The 15,474-nt window shown below is 54.8% G+C and carries 21 protein-coding genes; 13 read left to right on the top strand and 8 right to left on the bottom strand.

Annotated features, from left to right (window positions below; all coding sequences use genetic code 11):
• Window positions 1–16 precede the first annotated feature (16 nt).
• The 6 genes from L0666_RS17185 to L0666_RS07660 all read right to left on the bottom strand — a co-directional run bounded on the left by L0666_RS17185 (window position 17) and on the right by L0666_RS07660 (window position 4,056).
• Entirely contained in the window at window positions 17–1,201 is a 1,185-nt protein-coding gene (locus L0666_RS17185; RefSeq protein WP_235259958.1) for a formylglycine-generating enzyme family protein, read from the bottom strand.
• Between the two features lie 231 nt (window positions 1,202–1,432).
• Window positions 1,433–2,005: a F0F1 ATP synthase subunit B gene (locus L0666_RS07680; protein WP_235259957.1), complete on the bottom strand. Its 573-nt coding sequence runs from the start codon at window positions 2,003–2,005 to the stop codon at window positions 1,433–1,435.
• A gap of 3 nt (window positions 2,006–2,008) precedes the next feature.
• Window positions 2,009–2,539, bottom strand: a complete 531-nt coding sequence (locus tag L0666_RS07675) for a F0F1 ATP synthase subunit B' (protein ID WP_235259953.1) — start codon at window positions 2,537–2,539, stop codon at window positions 2,009–2,011.
• A gap of 122 nt (window positions 2,540–2,661) precedes the next feature.
• On the bottom strand, window positions 2,662–2,889 hold the full coding sequence (locus L0666_RS07670) for a F0F1 ATP synthase subunit C (protein ID WP_235259952.1): 228 nt from the start codon (window positions 2,887–2,889) through the stop codon (window positions 2,662–2,664).
• 67 nt (window positions 2,890–2,956) lie between these two features.
• Window positions 2,957–3,715: a F0F1 ATP synthase subunit A gene (locus L0666_RS07665; protein ID WP_235259951.1), complete on the bottom strand. Its 759-nt coding sequence runs from the start codon at window positions 3,713–3,715 to the stop codon at window positions 2,957–2,959.
• Window positions 3,715–4,056 carry an AtpZ/AtpI family protein gene (locus tag L0666_RS07660; protein WP_235259947.1) on the bottom strand — a complete coding sequence of 114 codons (342 nt, stop codon included), beginning with the start codon at window positions 4,054–4,056 and terminating at the stop codon, window positions 3,715–3,717. The genes L0666_RS07665 and L0666_RS07660 overlap by 1 nt, the downstream gene beginning before the upstream one ends.
• Before the next feature lie 204 nt (window positions 4,057–4,260).
• On the opposite strand from L0666_RS07660, the gene L0666_RS07655 reads away from it, so the two are divergent.
• Window positions 4,261–4,614, top strand: a complete 354-nt coding sequence (locus L0666_RS07655; RefSeq protein WP_235259942.1) for an ArsR/SmtB family transcription factor — start codon at window positions 4,261–4,263, stop codon at window positions 4,612–4,614.
• A 56-nt stretch (window positions 4,615–4,670) separates the two neighbouring features.
• Here the strand turns inward: L0666_RS07655 and L0666_RS07650 are convergent, their stop codons facing one another.
• On the bottom strand, window positions 4,671–5,549 hold the full coding sequence (locus L0666_RS07650; RefSeq protein ID WP_235259935.1) for a LysR family transcriptional regulator: 879 nt from the start codon (window positions 5,547–5,549) through the stop codon (window positions 4,671–4,673).
• Window positions 5,550–5,652: 103 nt separating this feature from the next.
• Between L0666_RS07650 and L0666_RS07645 the strand changes: the two genes are divergently transcribed.
• The 11 genes from L0666_RS07645 (at window position 5,653) to L0666_RS07595 (ending at window position 13,932) form a co-directional block, all read left to right on the top strand.
• Window positions 5,653–6,192 carry an FMN-dependent NADH-azoreductase gene (locus L0666_RS07645; protein WP_235259933.1) on the top strand — a complete coding sequence of 180 codons (540 nt, stop codon included), beginning with the start codon at window positions 5,653–5,655 and terminating at the stop codon, window positions 6,190–6,192.
• 48 nt (window positions 6,193–6,240) lie between these two features.
• Window positions 6,241–6,789 (top strand): hypothetical protein, encoded by a 549-nt coding sequence (locus L0666_RS07640; RefSeq protein ID WP_235259930.1) that lies wholly within the window; start codon window positions 6,241–6,243, stop codon window positions 6,787–6,789.
• 171 nt (window positions 6,790–6,960) lie between these two features.
• Window positions 6,961–8,457: a signal recognition particle protein gene (ffh, locus tag L0666_RS07635; protein ID WP_235259928.1), complete on the top strand. Its 1,497-nt coding sequence runs from the start codon at window positions 6,961–6,963 to the stop codon at window positions 8,455–8,457.
• A complete protein-coding gene (locus tag L0666_RS07630) occupies window positions 8,454–9,017 on the top strand; it encodes a GNAT family N-acetyltransferase (RefSeq protein ID WP_235259922.1) in 564 nt (187 codons plus the stop codon). The genes ffh and L0666_RS07630 overlap by 4 nt, the downstream gene beginning before the upstream one ends.
• Complete coding sequence (locus L0666_RS07625; RefSeq protein ID WP_216037857.1) at window positions 9,014–9,316, top strand: chorismate mutase; 303 nt, start codon at window positions 9,014–9,016, stop codon at window positions 9,314–9,316. The genes L0666_RS07630 and L0666_RS07625 overlap by 4 nt, the downstream gene beginning before the upstream one ends.
• A 13-nt stretch (window positions 9,317–9,329) precedes the next feature.
• Complete coding sequence (gene rpsP, locus L0666_RS07620) at window positions 9,330–9,758, top strand: 30S ribosomal protein S16 (RefSeq protein WP_216037856.1); 429 nt, start codon at window positions 9,330–9,332, stop codon at window positions 9,756–9,758.
• Window positions 9,759–9,828: 70 nt separating this feature from the next.
• The gene (rimM, locus tag L0666_RS07615) at window positions 9,829–10,356 is read left to right on the top strand and encodes a ribosome maturation factor RimM (RefSeq protein ID WP_235259921.1); all 528 of its coding nucleotides are present in this window, start codon (window positions 9,829–9,831) and stop codon (window positions 10,354–10,356) included.
• 146 nt (window positions 10,357–10,502) lie between these two features.
• Window positions 10,503–11,153, top strand: a complete 651-nt coding sequence (locus L0666_RS07610) for a hypothetical protein (RefSeq protein ID WP_235259920.1) — start codon at window positions 10,503–10,505, stop codon at window positions 11,151–11,153.
• Window positions 11,143–11,934, top strand: coding sequence for a tRNA (guanosine(37)-N1)-methyltransferase TrmD (trmD, locus tag L0666_RS07605; RefSeq protein WP_235259919.1), 792 nt, complete (start codon window positions 11,143–11,145; stop codon window positions 11,932–11,934). The genes L0666_RS07610 and trmD overlap by 11 nt, the downstream gene beginning before the upstream one ends.
• Window positions 11,935–12,078: 144 nt before the next feature.
• Window positions 12,079–12,645, top strand: a complete 567-nt coding sequence (locus L0666_RS07600) for a hypothetical protein (RefSeq protein ID WP_235259914.1) — start codon at window positions 12,079–12,081, stop codon at window positions 12,643–12,645.
• A 63-nt stretch (window positions 12,646–12,708) separates the two neighbouring features.
• Complete coding sequence (locus L0666_RS07595) at window positions 12,709–13,932, top strand: APC family permease (protein WP_235259912.1); 1,224 nt, start codon at window positions 12,709–12,711, stop codon at window positions 13,930–13,932.
• A 15-nt stretch (window positions 13,933–13,947) separates the two neighbouring features.
• Here L0666_RS07595 and L0666_RS07590 read toward each other — a convergent pair whose 3' ends face one another.
• Entirely contained in the window at window positions 13,948–14,787 is an 840-nt protein-coding gene (locus tag L0666_RS07590) for a CE1 family esterase (protein WP_235259910.1), read from the bottom strand.
• Between the two features lie 294 nt (window positions 14,788–15,081).
• On the opposite strand from L0666_RS07590, the gene rplS reads away from it, so the two are divergent.
• Window positions 15,082–15,468 carry a 50S ribosomal protein L19 gene (gene rplS / locus L0666_RS07585; RefSeq protein ID WP_235259908.1) on the top strand — a complete coding sequence of 129 codons (387 nt, stop codon included), beginning with the start codon at window positions 15,082–15,084 and terminating at the stop codon, window positions 15,466–15,468.
• Window positions 15,469–15,474: the final 6 nt, after the last annotated feature.

Raw genomic sequence — 15,474 nt, 5'->3', positions numbered from 1 at the left:
TTTGCTAAAGTTCTGTCTATTCAGACGGGCGCAAATCAGGTTCTAGGTCTCTAACGACACGAAACCCTGTTGACGGAGACCAATGGTCACTGGGTATACCAACACGCCGAGCAGGTCGTGCCAGTTCGGCGTAGCCGCTGTACATGCCGCCCTTCAGGGAATGTTCACAAGATGGGTCACTAGAGTTTGCATGAAGATACTCGCTGGATGATGTGAAGCTACGGTGCAGGCCCTCTGCACACATACTCGTAAACTCGGATACATTGCCAGACATATGCCTCATGCCCCAAGGATTTGCGGCATCGAGTTCATCAACCGGCAAAGGTTCAGTCGGGCTCCTTATATCTCGGTTCCACACAAATTCGCCGTCGAGAAACTCTCTAGTCAAGACGGTAAAGTTTGCTTGATCCAAAGTCAGCGACTCTCCTTGGGCGTACCTTGTGTTGGTTCCGGCTCGGGCGGCATATTCCCACTCGGCCTCAGTCGGAATCCGGTACAAATCAGCGCCAACTCTGTCATTCAGCCAGGACACATAGCCTTCCATTTCGAAATAGGTAATGCCCACCATGGGACCGCGAGGGTGAAAAGTGGGGGGCTGAAATTGCTTGCGAAACGCGACGCGGGCGTCGGGCGTCGGTTCGCAATCACTACTTTCGTCGCATGAGATAAATTCATCTGGCGGCACGTATGTCTGCCCCCGTTCGCAAACGCCATCTGCGACGCAAACGGCCCATTCCTCCCTTGTCACTTCATTGCGACCCATTGCTATTGGCACATCAATCGTAAATCTAAACTCAGGCACCTCGTTAAGAAACGGATTCAACCAGCGCTGCGGGTCATTCTCCCGTCTGTAACGTGTGCTCGCGTAATAGCTAAGCAAGCCGTCTTCTGGATCATCCGGATCGAGACCAAGGTCGATAAATGACTGTCTTGTAGCCTCCTCAAACGCTGAGACATCTATGTTGTTGTTGGAATGAAACAGCAGTCGAGCAGCGATGGCTTCCTCGATGGATGACCCCATATGGAATGTTCCCAGCGGCAGAACAATCATTTCTGGGCAGACATCACAGTCTTGGAAGACATCGAGCAAGGCGACCTGCGATCCGGTGGTCGTTAAATAGGTCTCTTGAGCTGAAACGCTATTTGAAAATGCAAACAGATTTAAGACTACTGCACTAAGCAGCTTCATTGAACGACGCACGGGTTCCTCCAAAATTCTAACGTTGGAACCAATATGACCAAGCTATCTGACGTAATTGTGGCTGCCGGAAAGCTGACATTCATGCGTTTCGCAGCGTCGGTCACTACGGGCTCGAAGCGGACATTCAGAGTACCCAACGCAATCAAGCTCCCACAAGCCTCTCCACCCCCTCAAACGAAAAAGGGCCCGACGCGTTTCCGCATCAGGCCCTCTTAGAAAACTTGAACTTGCTTAGTGCAGCTTGGCGCCGACTTCGGCAATTGCATCGTCGATCAGTTTGTTCGCATCCGCAGCAGTTGTCTGCTTGGCGATCACGTCCTGAGCGGCGGCAACGGCAACAGTCGCTGCTTGGTTGCGCACGTCGCGGATGGCAGACGATTTCGCGCTTGCGATCTGTTCTTCGGCGGCGGCCAGACGGCGCGTTACGGACGCTGCGATGTCTTCTTTCGCAGTGACAGCAGCGCGGCTTGCTTCGTCTTTGGCGTTCGCAACAATGCGGTCGGCCTGTTCCTGCACTTCACGTTGCTTGCGCTCGTAAGAGGCCAGCAAAGTTTGTGCTTCTTCGCGAAGCGCTTTGGCTTCGTCCAGATCGGATTTGATGCCTTCAGCACGCTTGTCCAGCAGACCGGAAATCATGCCCGGAACTTTAAACTTGATCAAAACGCCTGCGAAGATGAGGAAGGCGATCAGAACGATCATGTCTGTGTTGCTGAGCGACCAGAAGTCTGCAGAGAACGGGTTCTTGCTGGCAGCCAATGCAGGCGATGCAGCAAGTGTCAAAAGGGCGGCTACTGAATATTTCATGGCTTACCCTTTCATCCGTGCAGTGACAGCGGCGGTGATTGCTTTCGCATCGGCCTTGCCACCCATCGCAGCGACGATTTCTTTGGCAGTGTCTTTGGCGACGGCTTTCACCGCGTCCGCAGCACCAGCCTGAATTTCGGCGATTGCTTTTTCGCTTTCAGCCGTTTGAGCGGCAATTTCAGCGTCGGCTTTTGCCAGTTGAACATCAAGCTCAGCTTGGATGTCCGCCTTGGCGGTGTCGACGATTTTGCCAGCTTCCGCGCGGGCATCTACAAGCGCTTTTTCGTAGGCGGCCTCGGCCTCCTGTGCGCGTTGCTTTAGCTCTTCGGCGGCGGCAATGTCATTTGTGATCGTGCCCTGACGTTCGGCCAAGACCGCGCCAATGCGTGGCAGAGCCACACGGGACAAGATGAAATAGATCACGATCAACGTGACCACGAGCCAGAAAATCTGGTTCGGGAAGGTCGAGAAATCTAGCTGTGGCATTCCTGCCCCGCCAGCTTCGGCCCCATGTTCGACTGCTGTATCAGCCATGTTTCACATCCCTCTCGATGATCTAAATTGATTCCGCCGCTGAACGCGACGATATCGGGGGTCTTACATTAGGGGGAAACCGTTAGATTTCCCCCTAAGCGTAAGGATCGTAATGTCGTGCCTTAGCCGACAGCGAACATCAGCAGAAGTGCTACGAGGAACGAGAAGATCCCCAAAGCTTCTGCGAATGCGATGCCGATGAACAGCGTAGCAGTCTGGCCAGCAGCAGCTGACGGGTTACGCAGTGCGCCTGCGAGGAAGTTGCCAGCTACGTGACCAACACCGATTGCGGCAGCGCCGGATCCGATTGCAGCCAAGCCAGCGCCGATGTGTGCGAGTTCGCCTTCCATAATGTATCTCCTTACGATTGGAAGTTTAGCACCCCGAGGCTTTTCCCCGAGGTAGCATTCTTAGTAATTAGTGTGACGGGTGAAGCGCGTCTTTCAGGTAAACGCACGTCAGGATTGTGAATACGTAGGCCTGGATCGCGGACACCAGAACTTCGAGAGCGTAGATCGCGACAACGCCGAGGATGGCGACCGGTGCGATGATAAAGCCTACTTGTGCAAAGCCCGCGAAAACCTTGAGAACCGCGTGGCCCGCCATCAGGTTACCTGCCAAACGAATGGAGTGGCTAACCGGGCGTACAAAGTAAGAGATAACTTCAATGATCGCGAGGATCGGGCGCAGCGCCAAAGGTGCTGAAGACACCCAGAAGAGTCCCAAGAAGGCTGCGCCGTTCTTTACAAAGCCAATGATTGTGACCGTAAAGAAGACTGCAAAAGCAAGGATCGCTGTAACTGCGATGTGAGAAGTTGTTGTGAACGACATTGGCAGCAAACCAAGGAAGTTCGAAATCAGGATGAAGATAAAGAGCGTAAAGATATACGGAAAGTATTTGATCCCGTCTTTACCCGTCACGTCTTCGACCATTGTATAGACGAAACCATAAAGTGTTTCGGCAACGGACTGGGTACGGCTTGGAACAACTGCGCGTTTGCGTGTGCCGATAACCAACAAGAGAACGATGCAAACCACGGCAATCGCCATCCACATTGTTACGTTGGTGATCGTGTACCAGTGGATCGGGCCTTCGCCAAACAGGCGGTGGACTTCAAACTGGTCGAGGGGGTGAAAGGACAATCCGCCCTCTGCGCTGTGTGCTTCGTCTGCCATCAGTCTTCGTCCTCGTGTTTGTCGGCTTGCTTTGCCAACGCTTCATTCTGCATCTCGGCGGCGCTTCGCATCATGGTCTTAACACCGGCTGCGAGGCCGAAAAATATAAACAGCACCATAAAGATGGGCATTGTACCGAACAAAACGTCCAGCCCGTACCCGATGCCAAACCCGATCCCTAGACCGGCGACCAATTCAATCACCATGCGCCATGCCATGTTGGCCTGCGAATAGTGCTCTTCTGACTGAGGTTTCTTATCGTCGCCCTTTGCTGCTGCAATCCGATCTTCCAGCGCTTTTAAGCGCGTCGATTGATCGTCATGGTCAGCCGGATCGGACATGAAGAGGCCCCTGCCTTGGTTGCCGGTGGTCTAAGGTTGCACAGGCTTAGAGTCAACAGATTGAATCTGTTCATTAACTCACTGAAATAAAATGATTTAATTTCGAGAAAGGCTGGTCATTTTGACGCAGGCAACGTCAGGATCGCGTTTTGCGTTATTCAACCATTTGGTTGACGTTTACCGCGTGTTGCGCTCAATACACGTATGGCCACGACATCGACACTCAAGCTTGATACTGTTTTCGCCGCCCTTGGCGATCCGACCCGCCGCGCGATCCTTGCGATGCTGCTAGAGGACGATATGGCCGTGACCGATGTGGCTGAACCGTTCGAAATGTCGTTGGCCGCGATCTCCAAGCATTTACAGGTCTTAACCTCAGCAGGCCTCATCAGCCAAGAAAAGCGAGGGCGTGTGAAATGGTGCAAGCTGGAACCAGATGCCCTTAAGGAAGCGTCCATATGGATGCAGGGGTTTGGCCAGTTCGAAGCCGTCAATCTTGATGATTTTGAAAGATTCCTGGCGCTAGAACTTCCGAACGAGGACATCGCCTCGGAATAAGCCTGATTCAATAGCGCTGCCGCCACCGCGCCGTCATTGACCACCTATTCGGATAGCTAAATCTCCCAGCCCTTTGCCTCCTCCTTGAGGAATGACAAAAATGCCTGAACCTTCGTCGTGCGATGCAAATCAACATGCGTCACAAGCCATAGGTCCCCCGACCAATCCGGCTTAGGTGGAATAACTTCGACCAGTTCTGGGTGCGACTTGAGAACAAGTGATGACACAAATCCAATGCCCGCTCCGGCCCGAACTGCATCCATCGTTGAACGGATGTCGGTCGTACGGAAAACAATGTTGTTGTGCGGAACTTTACTGATTAGCCACTGATAAAACGGGGCGCGGCTGCCTCTGTCGTCGTTACCTACGAACCAATGGTTCTTCAGATCGTCCTCTCCAGATGGAGCCCCATATTGTTCGATGTAAGAAGGCGCGGCGACCAAATGGATGCTTTGTGACATGAACGGTTGTACCACGTTGTCGGGTTGATCAGGCGCTTTGCCCGCACGAATTGCAACATGCGCTTCACCGTACTCAAGGCGGAACAGTCGATCGCCGGTCAAGAAACGCACCGTAAGGTCAGGGTTCTCCCGCCGGAATTTGGCAAGGACCGGTGTAAGTACGGGCGATAGCATTACCAACGATGTGACAACCAAATCACCAGAGACGCCTTCGCCGTGCCCGCGAATACGGCCTTCTAATTGTGCAAACTGATCATCGGTCGTCGTCGCGACCTGCATTAGGTCTTGGCCGGCCTCCGTTGCTGTGTAGCCCCGTGCGTGCCGCTGGAACAGCTTCACACCGAGCCGTTCTTCCAACGCATCGATATGGCGGATGACCGTGGCGTGGTGAACGCCCAGCGCATCTGCGGCGCCACTTACGGTGCCAATTTGAGCCACCTGATAAGCTGTGCGAATTTCATCCCAATTGTCCATGATGACCCCTGTGCAAATATGAACATGACCTGTTGAAAATGGATTATAGCGTTCGCAGGCGCAAAGGCCATATGACTAACATCACACATTCATGAGGTCCCAAATGACACACATCCTTCATATCGACGCATCTGCGAACACGACCACCACCAGCGTTAGCCGCGCGGCATCTGCCAAGTTGGTCGCGGACCTGGGTGGCACAGTCACTTACCGTGACCTTGCCCAAACTCCCCTGCCACAGATTGACGGTCCATGGGCGGATGCCCGTTTAACTGACCCAGATACACGCAGCGCCGAAGACGCCGAGCGCCTTGAATTGTCCGACGAGATCGTCGCTGAGGCTGCTGCGGCAGACGTAATTGTTATTGGCACCCCGATTTACAACTTCGCCGCTCCTGCGTCGCTAAAGGCATGGATGGATCTGATTGCTCGGCCCCGCGTGACGTTTCGTTATTCAGAAAACGGGCCCGAGGGTCTTTTGACAGGAAAGAAAGCTATAATCGCCGTGGCGAGTGGCGGTGTTCCCGTGGGTAGCGAAATGGACTTTCTATCCTCTCACTTACGTGTTTTCCTTGGGTTCATCGGCATCACGGACGTCGAATTCGTGGCTGCCAAAGACATTGTGCCGCCACTCGCCGCTTGATTGACTTAGCCCATGGGCCGCGTTTGACTAAGGTCAGAAAGGCGGCCCATGTACTTTGCGAAAGACACCGACGAGACACTCATCATTCGTGGCTACAGCTGGCACCGCTTTGCACTCGCATTGGTTTTCCTGCTCTGCACACCTCTATGGGTGTGGTTGCTATCTCACGTTGATGAACCAACTGAGCGCCTCATGGCTATGGGCGCTGGAGTGGTTGTACCGTTCACCATCTTCAAATGGGTCTGGGACACCTACGAAAACTGGCAGCTGGTTTTTGAATCGGACTACAATCTCGCTGCGATTTACAAAGGCCGTTGGGGCACACGTCAAACCGTGAAAACGTTTCCCTTAAGTGACGTCTCTGGCGCCGCACTTCATGAGCACACGGAAACCTACAGGACCAAGTCCGGCCAAACCCGCGAAAAACGGACCTATCATGTGGTCCTGAACCTCTCGACACAGCCGCGGCCCATATTTGTTGGTCAGGGGGATGAAGTAGATGTCTATCGCATTCAGAGAGGCATCAAGATGTGGCTGAATCGCCATGAACGCCGAAGTCAGGTTTTGACAACGGCTTGCTCTTCAGCCAGCGCTTGACTCGACAGCCTCTCAGGCCTAAACGCTCTTTCAAATCCGGAGTTTTAAACCTCCGGTCCTTGCCTATGCAGGGATCGCCCTCAGTCAGCGCGTTGCGCCCACTGGGGTAAAACTGCTTTGAATCGTCCCTATATTGGGGGCACCGATGAAACCGCCGCAAAGGATGCGCCCATGTTCGAGTCACTTTCAGATCGCCTAGGTGGCGTCTTTGATCGCCTCACCAAACAAGGTGCGTTGTCTGAGGACGACGTCAAAACAGCGTTGCGCGAAGTGCGCGTTGCGCTGCTTGAGGCTGACGTTTCCCTACCAGTCGCGCGGGATTTCATCAAAGCCGTCCAAGATAAGGCCTCTGGCCAGTCTGTCACGAAATCGGTCACACCCGGTCAGCAGGTCGTCAAGATTGTTCACGACGAGTTGGTGCATGTGCTTGCCGGTGACGGTGGCGACGGCAAACTGAAAATCGACAACCCGCCTGCGCCGATCCTGATGGTGGGCCTGCAGGGCTCTGGTAAGACAACAACGACGGCGAAACTTGCCAAGCGGATGTTTGAGCGTGAAGGCAAGCGCGTCCTTATGGCATCGCTTGACGTTAACCGCCCTGCCGCGATGGAACAGCTGGCGATCCTTGGTTCGCAAATCGGCGTGGACACTCTGCCGATCGTAAAGGGCGAGAACCCCGTACAGATCGCCAAGCGTGCCAAGACCCAAGCCGGACTTGGTGGTTATGACGTCTACATGCTCGATACTGCGGGCCGTTTGTCGATTGACGAAGAACTTATGCAGCAGGTCGAAGCGGTGCGCGATGTCGCCAACCCGCGCGAGACGTTGCTGGTGGTTGATGGCCTGACGGGTCAGGACGCCGTTCACACCGCTGAAAACTTTGATGAACGCATCGGCATTTCCGGCGTTGTTCTGACACGAATGGATGGCGATGGTCGCGGTGGTGCAGCCCTGTCCATGCGTGCCGTCACTGGCAAACCGATCCGCTACGTTGGTCTTGGCGAAAAGATGGACGCGATCGAAGAATTCCATGCTGATCGCGTCGCAGGCCGTATCCTTGGCATGGGCGATATCGTGTCGCTCGTTGAAAAAGCCCAAGAAACCATCGAGGCCGAGCAAGCCGAACGTATGATGAAACGGTTCCAAAAGGGCCGGTTCAACATGAACGACATGAAAATGCAGCTCGACCAGATGATGAAAATGGGCGGCATGGAAGGCATGATGGGCATGATGCCCGGCATGAAGAAAGCCGCCAAACAGATCGAAGAATCCGGCATGGACGACAGCGTTTTGAAACGCCAGATCGCGCTGATCAATTCGATGACCAAAAAAGAACGCGCAAACCCGCAGTTGTTGCAGGCATCCCGCAAGAAACGCATTGCGGCCGGTGCAGGCCTTGAGGTCCGCGAACTCAACCAACTGATCAAAATGCACCGACAGATGTCGGACATGATGAAGAAGATGGGCAAAATGGGTAAAGGTGGCATGCTTAAGCAAGCCATGAAGGGCATGATGGGCAAAGGCGGCGGTATGCCGGACATGAACGACCCAGCCGCAATGGAAGCAGCCGCAAAACAATTAGGCGCAAATATGCCAGCTGGCGGCTTGCCTGGTTTGGGCGGCTCAGCGCTGCCCCCCGGCCTGTCTGGGTTCGGCAAAAAGAAATGACTTTGACCGTCACCATACCCACGCTTGAAACAGAGCGTCTGGTGCTGCGTCCAGCTATGCTGTCGGATGCGAAGGCGTTCATGGCGTTTTTGATGTCGGAACGCGCGAAATTCGTTGGCGGGCCTGTTGTCGAAGGCTATGCCGCACGCAGTTTCGCAGGTTTTCTTGGTCAATGGATGCTGCGTGGCTATGGCTATTTCATCGGTGCACTTAAGTCTGATCCAGAAGCACCTTTGGGTGGGTTTGGTGTTTTTCACCCCGTGAATATCGAAGAACCTGAATTCGGCTGGGCGCTTTATGACGCGGCTTATGAAGGCAAAGGCTACGCGACTGAAGCTATGCGCACGGTCATTCCTTGGGCTTGGGACGTGATTGGTACGAACACAGCCCAAAGCCACATTGATGAAGGCAACGACGCCTCTGTCGCCGTGGCAAAAGCACTGGGCGCTACGTTTGATGCAGAAGAAACCCGCATCGCCAATGCACCGGGTGGGGATTTCGGCGACGAAGGCAGCCCACTCGTCAACATTTGGCGTCACCACAAAGGGAGCCTGACATGACCGACGCTGTTATCCGCGCGGCGGACCTTCTAAAAGAACACCGCGACAGCATTGATCGCCTTGATGCGATCCTCGTCTATACCTTGGGCGAGCGGTTCAAGCACACGCAGGCTGTGGGGAAACTCAAAGCCAGCCACGACCTTCCCCCGTCCGATCCCGCCCGCGAAGAGGCGCAGATCGCACGACTAGAAGATTTGGCAGACAGGGCGTCACTCGACCCCGAATTCGCCAAGAAGTTTCTCAACTTCATCATCGCTGAAGTCATTCAGCACCACAAAAATCATCAAGATAAACCCTAAAGGAACTAACATCATGGCTATGAAAATTCGCCTCGCACGCGGTGGCTCCAAGAAGCGCCCGTTTTACCGTATTGTTGCTGCGGACTCCCGCATGCCACGTGACGGCCGTTACGTAGAAAAGCTCGGCACATATAATCCTCTGCTGGCCAAAGACGACGAAAACCGCGTTCAGATGAACATGGAACGCGTCAACTACTGGTTGGGCGAAGGTGCACAACCAACAGACCGTATTTCCCGTTTCCTCGAAGCAGCTGGTGTTGTTGAGAAGAAAGAGCGCGCAAACCTTAAAAAAGGTGAGCCAGGCAAGAAAGCTGTTGATCGCGCTGAAGAAAAAGCTGCTAAAGTTACTGCTGCCGCTGAAGCTGCTGCCGAAGCTGCTGCTGCACCTGCAGAAGAAGCTCCTGCTGAGGAAGCACCAGCAGAAGAAGCCGCAGCTGAATAAGCGCCGCTTTAACGCTATTTGGTGGGGCGGCACAGATCGCCCCACCGTTTTGACGCACTAGGATTTGCCCATGTCTGAGGACCGCATCATTGTCGGAACACTCGCTGGATCTTTTGGGGTCCATGGGGATGTGCGCCTAAAATCATTCTGTGCCGACCCAGAGGCACTGGCCGATTACACACCGTTGATGCGCGCCGATGGCGCGCTGATCACGACAATCGTCCTAAAGGGCCAGACCAAAGGCGCTTTGATTGCGCGCGTGGACGGCATCACCACCAAAGAACAAGCCGACGGTCTGCGCGGCATGGAGCTGTTTGCGACCCGCGAACAACTGCCGTCCCTGCCAGACGACGAATTTTACCACGCCGACCTTGTCGGTCTGATGACCTATGACACCGGCGGTGCCGAACTGGGCCGCGTAAAGGCCATTCAGAGCAACGGCGCGGACGATCTACTTGAAATCATCAGCCCAAGCGACAAAGACACCGTATTGGTACCGTTTTCAAAGGCCGTCGTACCGACGGTTGATCTGGCGTCAGGGCGCATTGTGCTCGATCCGCCGCGTGGGTTGTTCGCAGAAGACGACACGGCCGAATAATGTCCCGGCCGCGCGTGATCGTCCACGCTGGCTTTCACAAAACCGGCACGACGACAGTCCAAAAATTTCTTCGCGCCAATGGCAAACATATTTATCCGCGTTGCGCCCTCGTGCTGCCGGGTAGATTGCGCAAAGGTGCCGCCCGCATGGCCGTCCGCTTTTCGCGGTTTGGAACGGACGCTTTGCTAGATCAATTCGGAGAGGACCTGCGTGACGTGTTGAGCGCGATCGAAGTCAAGAACCGCGCTGTTCTTATTTCAGATGAAAATCTTTCGGGGCGTATGCCCGGTCGGGACGGTCAGCCAAATTACGAAGCCGCCCCTGCCCTGATGGCCCGTGCCGAAACGGTCATCCGCGAAGTGTTCGGAACCGACGCTGATGTGGTGTTTCAATTTACTACCCGCGCGCCAGACGCATGGCTGCGGTCTTCGTATAAACACAACTTGCGTACATCCCGTTTGGTGATGGATGAGGCCGAATACACGGCAACCTACCGCGGGGCGGCAAACCTAGCCACGGTTGTGCAGGATGTGGAACAGGCTGTCACGGGCGCGGTTCACGTCGCTAATCTAAAAGACCTCACAGGGGGATTAGGCCCTGCCCAACCTCTCATTGACCTTATCGGGTTACCAGATCATCTAGGCCGCCGATTAACGCCCCATCCAGCCCAAAACGCGGGGCCAAATGATGGGCTTGTAGATGATTTGCTTGCGCTCAATCGCAGCGCGTTGTCGGATGAGGCGCTGAAGGCGGCTAAGATGGATTTGCTTGGAAAGGCACAAGAAGATGACGGATAAACCCACCAAATCTATCGGTCGCAAGTCGGTGCAGGTCAGCGCCAAGCCGCAAGAGCTAATGACCGACAAGCCCCAGCTCGCCAATGCGTGGACCGCACAGGTCATCACATTGTTCCCCGATGCCTTTCCAGGGTTGCTGGGCGAAAGCCTGACGGGAAAGGCCCTGAAAGACGGGATTTGGCAGTTACAGGCGACCGATCTGCGGCGCTATGGCGTGGGCAAACATCGCAACGTCGATGACACGCCATCAGGTGGCGGCGCGGGCATGGTGCTGCGGGCCGACGTCGTGGCCAACGCGATCGGCGACACCCGCCGCAAGGCACGTGGACGGATGCCTCTGCTATACCTCAGCCCCCGCGGTGTGCCATTCACCCAGAAAATCGCTCAGGATCTAAGTGAACAAGACGGCGTGACGCTGTTGTGTGGCCGCTTTGAGGGTGTCGACGAGAGGGTTCTAGAACACTACGAGATCATGGAAGTTTCCATGGGGGACTACGTTCTGACTGGTGGCGAATTGCCCGCGATGACATTGATCGATGCCTGCGTGCGCTTATTGCCCGGCGTATTAGGAAATGCAGAAAGCGCGGTTGAGGAAAGCCATTCCAACGGTATGTTGGAACACCCCCAATATACCCGCCCCGCGGAATGGGAGGGCCGTACAATTCCGCCGGTTCTAACGTCGGGCGACCACAAGAAGGTCGCGCAATGGCGGCGTGAGATGTCGGAGAAGATCACCAAAGAACGCCGCCCCGATTTGTGGGCGAAGCAGGACAAAACATAAGACCCAGATCGGCAGATCATCAAAGGTCGTCGATAATCGGGTGCCACAGGCCACTTCAAATGTCTTGATCTTGATCAAGGCGGGAACAGGTCTTGAGATGATTAGTATGTTCAGAGAGCTTTTACGTCTGAACAGGAGACTAACATGTCCGACAAGCAAACGACTGTCGTAATCAAGGTTCCCGAAGCCGTTGGCATTTTCGACACCGCAGAGGATCTGCAGAAGGCATTTTATGACTTGCGAATGGTTGGGATCCATCATTCTGACATCAGCCTCTTGGCGGATGAGAAAACTCTGAAAGAAAAGCTCGGTAAGGCTTACTGGCGAACCCCTGATCTTGAGGATGACCCAAAAGCGCCGCGCGCGAATTTCGTGTCCGAGGAAGCCATTGGCGAATTGGAAGGCGCAATTGCAGGCGGGCTGTTCTTTGTCGGTTCTTACATAGCAATGGCCGCCATGCTGACACCTGCCAGTACAATTGCCGCATCAATCGCTGCGATTGCCATCGGCGGAAGCCCCGCTGCGGTCGTAGGAACATTGCTGGCACGCCGCGTTGGTAATCATCATAAAGACTATTACGCAGATCAGATCGAACGAGGCGGTATCCTTCTTTGGGTTCGCGTGCGGGACAAAGAACACGAACATCTAGCGGTCAAAATCATGAAAGGTCACTCTGGTAGAGATGTTCATGTCCACTCGTGGAGCAAATGATCTTTCATTGCAGGTCAGCGGCCGACAGCCCGATACAAATGAGGTCTCGAATTGAATACTGAATTGAGTGGTAATAGCGCACCAGAAGCGCCGACCCTGCGGCGTACGCTAACTCTACCGTTGCTGACCCTATATGGGCTGGGCGTAACTGTTGGTGCAGGCATTTATGTCTTGATCGGGACGACTGTCGCGCAGGCAGGTGCCTATGCTTGGGTTTCATTCCTACTGGCGGCTATCGTGGTTGCCTTTACTGCCTTCTCCTATGCAGAGCTCGCGACGCGGTTTCCTGTCAGTGCCGGTGAAGCTGCTTATGTCGACGCGGGCTTTAACAGCCCAAACCTCGCGCGGCTGGTTGGGCTATTGGTTGTGGCCTCGGGCATGGTGTCCGCGTCGGCTGTTTCGGTCGGTGCGGCGGGGTATCTTGGGGGGCTTATCCCTGTGTCGCAGTCTGTGTTAATCATCGCTGTTGTTATTTCTATGGGGGTCTTGGCTTGGTGGGGGATCACGCAATCCGTCAGCGTCGCTGCCTTGATTACCCTCATTGAAATCTGTGGGCTGATCTTTGTGATCTCTTGGGGTTTCGGAATGTCCGAGAATGGCGGTGTGACGCCTGCCGAACTTATCCCGCCCTTAACAGGTCCCCATTGGAGCGGCATCGCAGCTGCCTCGCTGCTGGCGTTCTTCGCCTTCATCGGCTTTGAGGACATGGTTAACGTCGCTGAAGAAGTCGCTGACCCGCGTCGCACAATACCAACCGCGATTATTCTAACACTGATCGCGGCGACAATCCTGTATGTTGCGGTATCTATCGCCGTGTTGATGTCTGTTCCCACCGATACCCTTGCGGTTTCAGCCGAACCGCTGACGCTGGTGTTTGCCAACGCACCCTCTAGCGTTCAGGTGGGTTTTGCGGCGATTGCCGTGGTGGCAACGGTAAACGGTGTGCTGATCCAGATGATCATGGCCTCGCGCGTGTTGTACGGCATGGCGGACCGCGGCCAGCTCCCGACAGTCCTAGCCCGCTTGTCGCCCCGCACACAGACCCCATGGGTGGCAACGCTATTTGTTGCCGTGGCGATCATGGTCTTGGCGCTTTTCCTCCCTATTGAAAGCCTTGCAGGGTGGACGTCACAGATCGTTTTGGGCGTCTTCGTCTTTGTGAACATCGCGCTGATTATGATCAAACGCGGCGATAGTTCGGGGGGTGATCATTTCTCTGTACCGATGGTCGTGCCCGTGTTGGGGATCGTCACCAGCTTTGTATTGCTTGGCAGCACTTTTCTTTGATCCGGTTTCGCAGAACTAGAGAGCGCTGAAAAACCACCAGCTAAGCTGAGCAGCATCGACTTCTCTTGTCGCGGGACCTTGCAAGCGAGTACTGCGCTGGCCCACCCCGGGCCAGTCATGGCCATGCCCATGTATCAGAACATAGGTCAGCGGCGCGGTACATGGTGCGTACTGAGATATATGCGCCTCTGTTCCATCATTGGCGCGATCAATCTCTTGCGTTGTCACAGCACCGGAACATCTATTCCGACGTTCCCAAACTGCTAAACTATCTTGCGCTGAAAGGGTGGCCCCTAAACGGCTCCCCTCCGGTCTGCCCGTATGAGGTGCGATTGGGTCCTCTGTGCCATGAAATAAAATCGCGGGCACCGCTGCCCCGTTTGCACAAGTGTAAGCCGTCGGCAGCTTCGTCGCGACGACGGAAATCGCTGCGATCAGATCAGGCCGGTCGCAAGCCATACGCATAGCCATCCCACCGCCATTTGAATGCCCCGTTAGATAAACCCGCTGCGGATCGGCAAGGCCATCAGACACCAACGATCCAATCAATGCGGACAAGTAGCCCACGTCATCCACAGGATTGTCTGGCGAACGTCCATCATTCCACCTTCGCCCTTCGCCGTTCGGGTAAACCACAACAAACCCGTTCCGCCTCGCCAACTGATCGAAAGACGTCTTACGCTGCATATTACGAGAGGTCCCCAGAAAACCGTGCATGGCAATGATTACGGGCGCGGCAACCGACGTGTCAGAACGCCCGTCGGATATGGCCACGGTGCGGCCCAAGAACTGTTCACTTATGGCGGGTGCCGCACTAAGCAGGACCAAAACAAGCGCCGTCAAAACTGATCGCATCTGAAGCCTCCTATGTGGAAGTCTTCGACCAAAGACGCCACGCGTCAATACCCGTCAAACCACTGCGCAAACACTTGCTATAAACAGCACATGCCCCTATACGGCCCAAGTCTGCGTCCCAAATGAGTCGTTGGACCTTTTTGGTATGGCCGTGACCTCTTCACCACGAACCCGCCAGATAGCATTACAAGGCAGCGAAACCTTTGGTGGGCGACTTGATCGACCCGATGAAGACCAAAGCTCTGGCAGCTCTCACATCCGCGGGCAAACCGCGTGAAAACTAAGGAGAAGGTCATGAACCTGATCGCACAAATCGAGGCGGAACAAATCGCCGAACTGGGTAAAGACATCCCAGACTTTAAAGCCGGTGACACAATCCGTGTTGGCTTCCGCGTGACCGAGGGAACTCGTACACGTGTTCAGAACTACGAAGGCGTATGCATCGCTCGTAAAAACGGTTCCGGCATTGCTGGTTCGTTCACAGTTCGCAAAATTTCCTTTGGTGAAGGCGTAGAACGTGTGTTCCCGCTGCACTCCACCAACATCGACAGCATTACAGTAGTCCGTCGTGGCCGCGTTCGTCGCGCCAAGCTGTACTACCTGCGCACCCGCCGTGGTAAGTCCGCACGTATCGCTGAAAAGACAAACTACCGTCCGCTCTCCAGCGGCGCAGACGCGTAAGGATTA

The organism is Octadecabacter algicola (genome assembly GCF_021532625.1).
In the GTDB taxonomy this organism is placed as follows: Bacteria; Pseudomonadota; Alphaproteobacteria; order Rhodobacterales; family Rhodobacteraceae; genus Octadecabacter; species Octadecabacter algicola.
This window is presented reverse-complemented; position numbering and strand designations above follow the sequence as displayed.

Excerpts from the sequence above, each read along its gene's own strand:
- L0666_RS07680 (WP_235259957.1), bottom strand. The coding sequence starts at position 2,005 with ATGAAATATTCAGTAGCCGCCCTTTTGACACTTGCTGCATCGCCTGCA.
- L0666_RS07675 (WP_235259953.1), bottom strand. The coding sequence starts at position 2,539 with ATGGCTGATACAGCAGTCGAACATGGGGCCGAAGCTGGCGGGGCAGGA.
- L0666_RS07670 (WP_235259952.1), bottom strand. The coding sequence starts at position 2,889 with ATGGAAGGCGAACTCGCACACATCGGCGCTGGCTTGGCTGCAATCGGA.
- L0666_RS07665 (WP_235259951.1), bottom strand. The coding sequence starts at position 3,715 with ATGGCAGACGAAGCACACAGCGCAGAGGGCGGATTGTCCTTTCACCCC.
- L0666_RS07660 (WP_235259947.1), bottom strand. The coding sequence starts at position 4,056 with ATGTCCGATCCGGCTGACCATGACGATCAATCGACGCGCTTAAAAGCG.
- L0666_RS07655 (WP_235259942.1), top strand. The coding sequence starts at position 4,261 with ATGGCCACGACATCGACACTCAAGCTTGATACTGTTTTCGCCGCCCTT.
- L0666_RS07650 (WP_235259935.1), bottom strand. The coding sequence starts at position 5,549 with ATGGACAATTGGGATGAAATTCGCACAGCTTATCAGGTGGCTCAAATT.
- L0666_RS07645 (WP_235259933.1), top strand. The coding sequence starts at position 5,653 with ATGACACACATCCTTCATATCGACGCATCTGCGAACACGACCACCACC.
- L0666_RS07640 (WP_235259930.1), top strand. The coding sequence starts at position 6,241 with ATGTACTTTGCGAAAGACACCGACGAGACACTCATCATTCGTGGCTAC.
- ffh (WP_235259928.1), top strand. The coding sequence starts at position 6,961 with ATGTTCGAGTCACTTTCAGATCGCCTAGGTGGCGTCTTTGATCGCCTC.
- L0666_RS07630 (WP_235259922.1), top strand. The coding sequence starts at position 8,454 with ATGACTTTGACCGTCACCATACCCACGCTTGAAACAGAGCGTCTGGTG.
- L0666_RS07625 (WP_216037857.1), top strand. The coding sequence starts at position 9,014 with ATGACCGACGCTGTTATCCGCGCGGCGGACCTTCTAAAAGAACACCGC.
- rpsP (WP_216037856.1), top strand. The coding sequence starts at position 9,330 with ATGGCTATGAAAATTCGCCTCGCACGCGGTGGCTCCAAGAAGCGCCCG.
- rimM (WP_235259921.1), top strand. The coding sequence starts at position 9,829 with ATGTCTGAGGACCGCATCATTGTCGGAACACTCGCTGGATCTTTTGGG.
- L0666_RS07610 (WP_235259920.1), top strand. The coding sequence starts at position 10,503 with ATGGCCGTCCGCTTTTCGCGGTTTGGAACGGACGCTTTGCTAGATCAA.
- trmD (WP_235259919.1), top strand. The coding sequence starts at position 11,143 with ATGACGGATAAACCCACCAAATCTATCGGTCGCAAGTCGGTGCAGGTC.
- L0666_RS07600 (WP_235259914.1), top strand. The coding sequence starts at position 12,079 with ATGTCCGACAAGCAAACGACTGTCGTAATCAAGGTTCCCGAAGCCGTT.
- L0666_RS07590 (WP_235259910.1), bottom strand. The coding sequence starts at position 14,787 with ATGCGATCAGTTTTGACGGCGCTTGTTTTGGTCCTGCTTAGTGCGGCA.
- rplS (WP_235259908.1), top strand. The coding sequence starts at position 15,082 with ATGAACCTGATCGCACAAATCGAGGCGGAACAAATCGCCGAACTGGGT.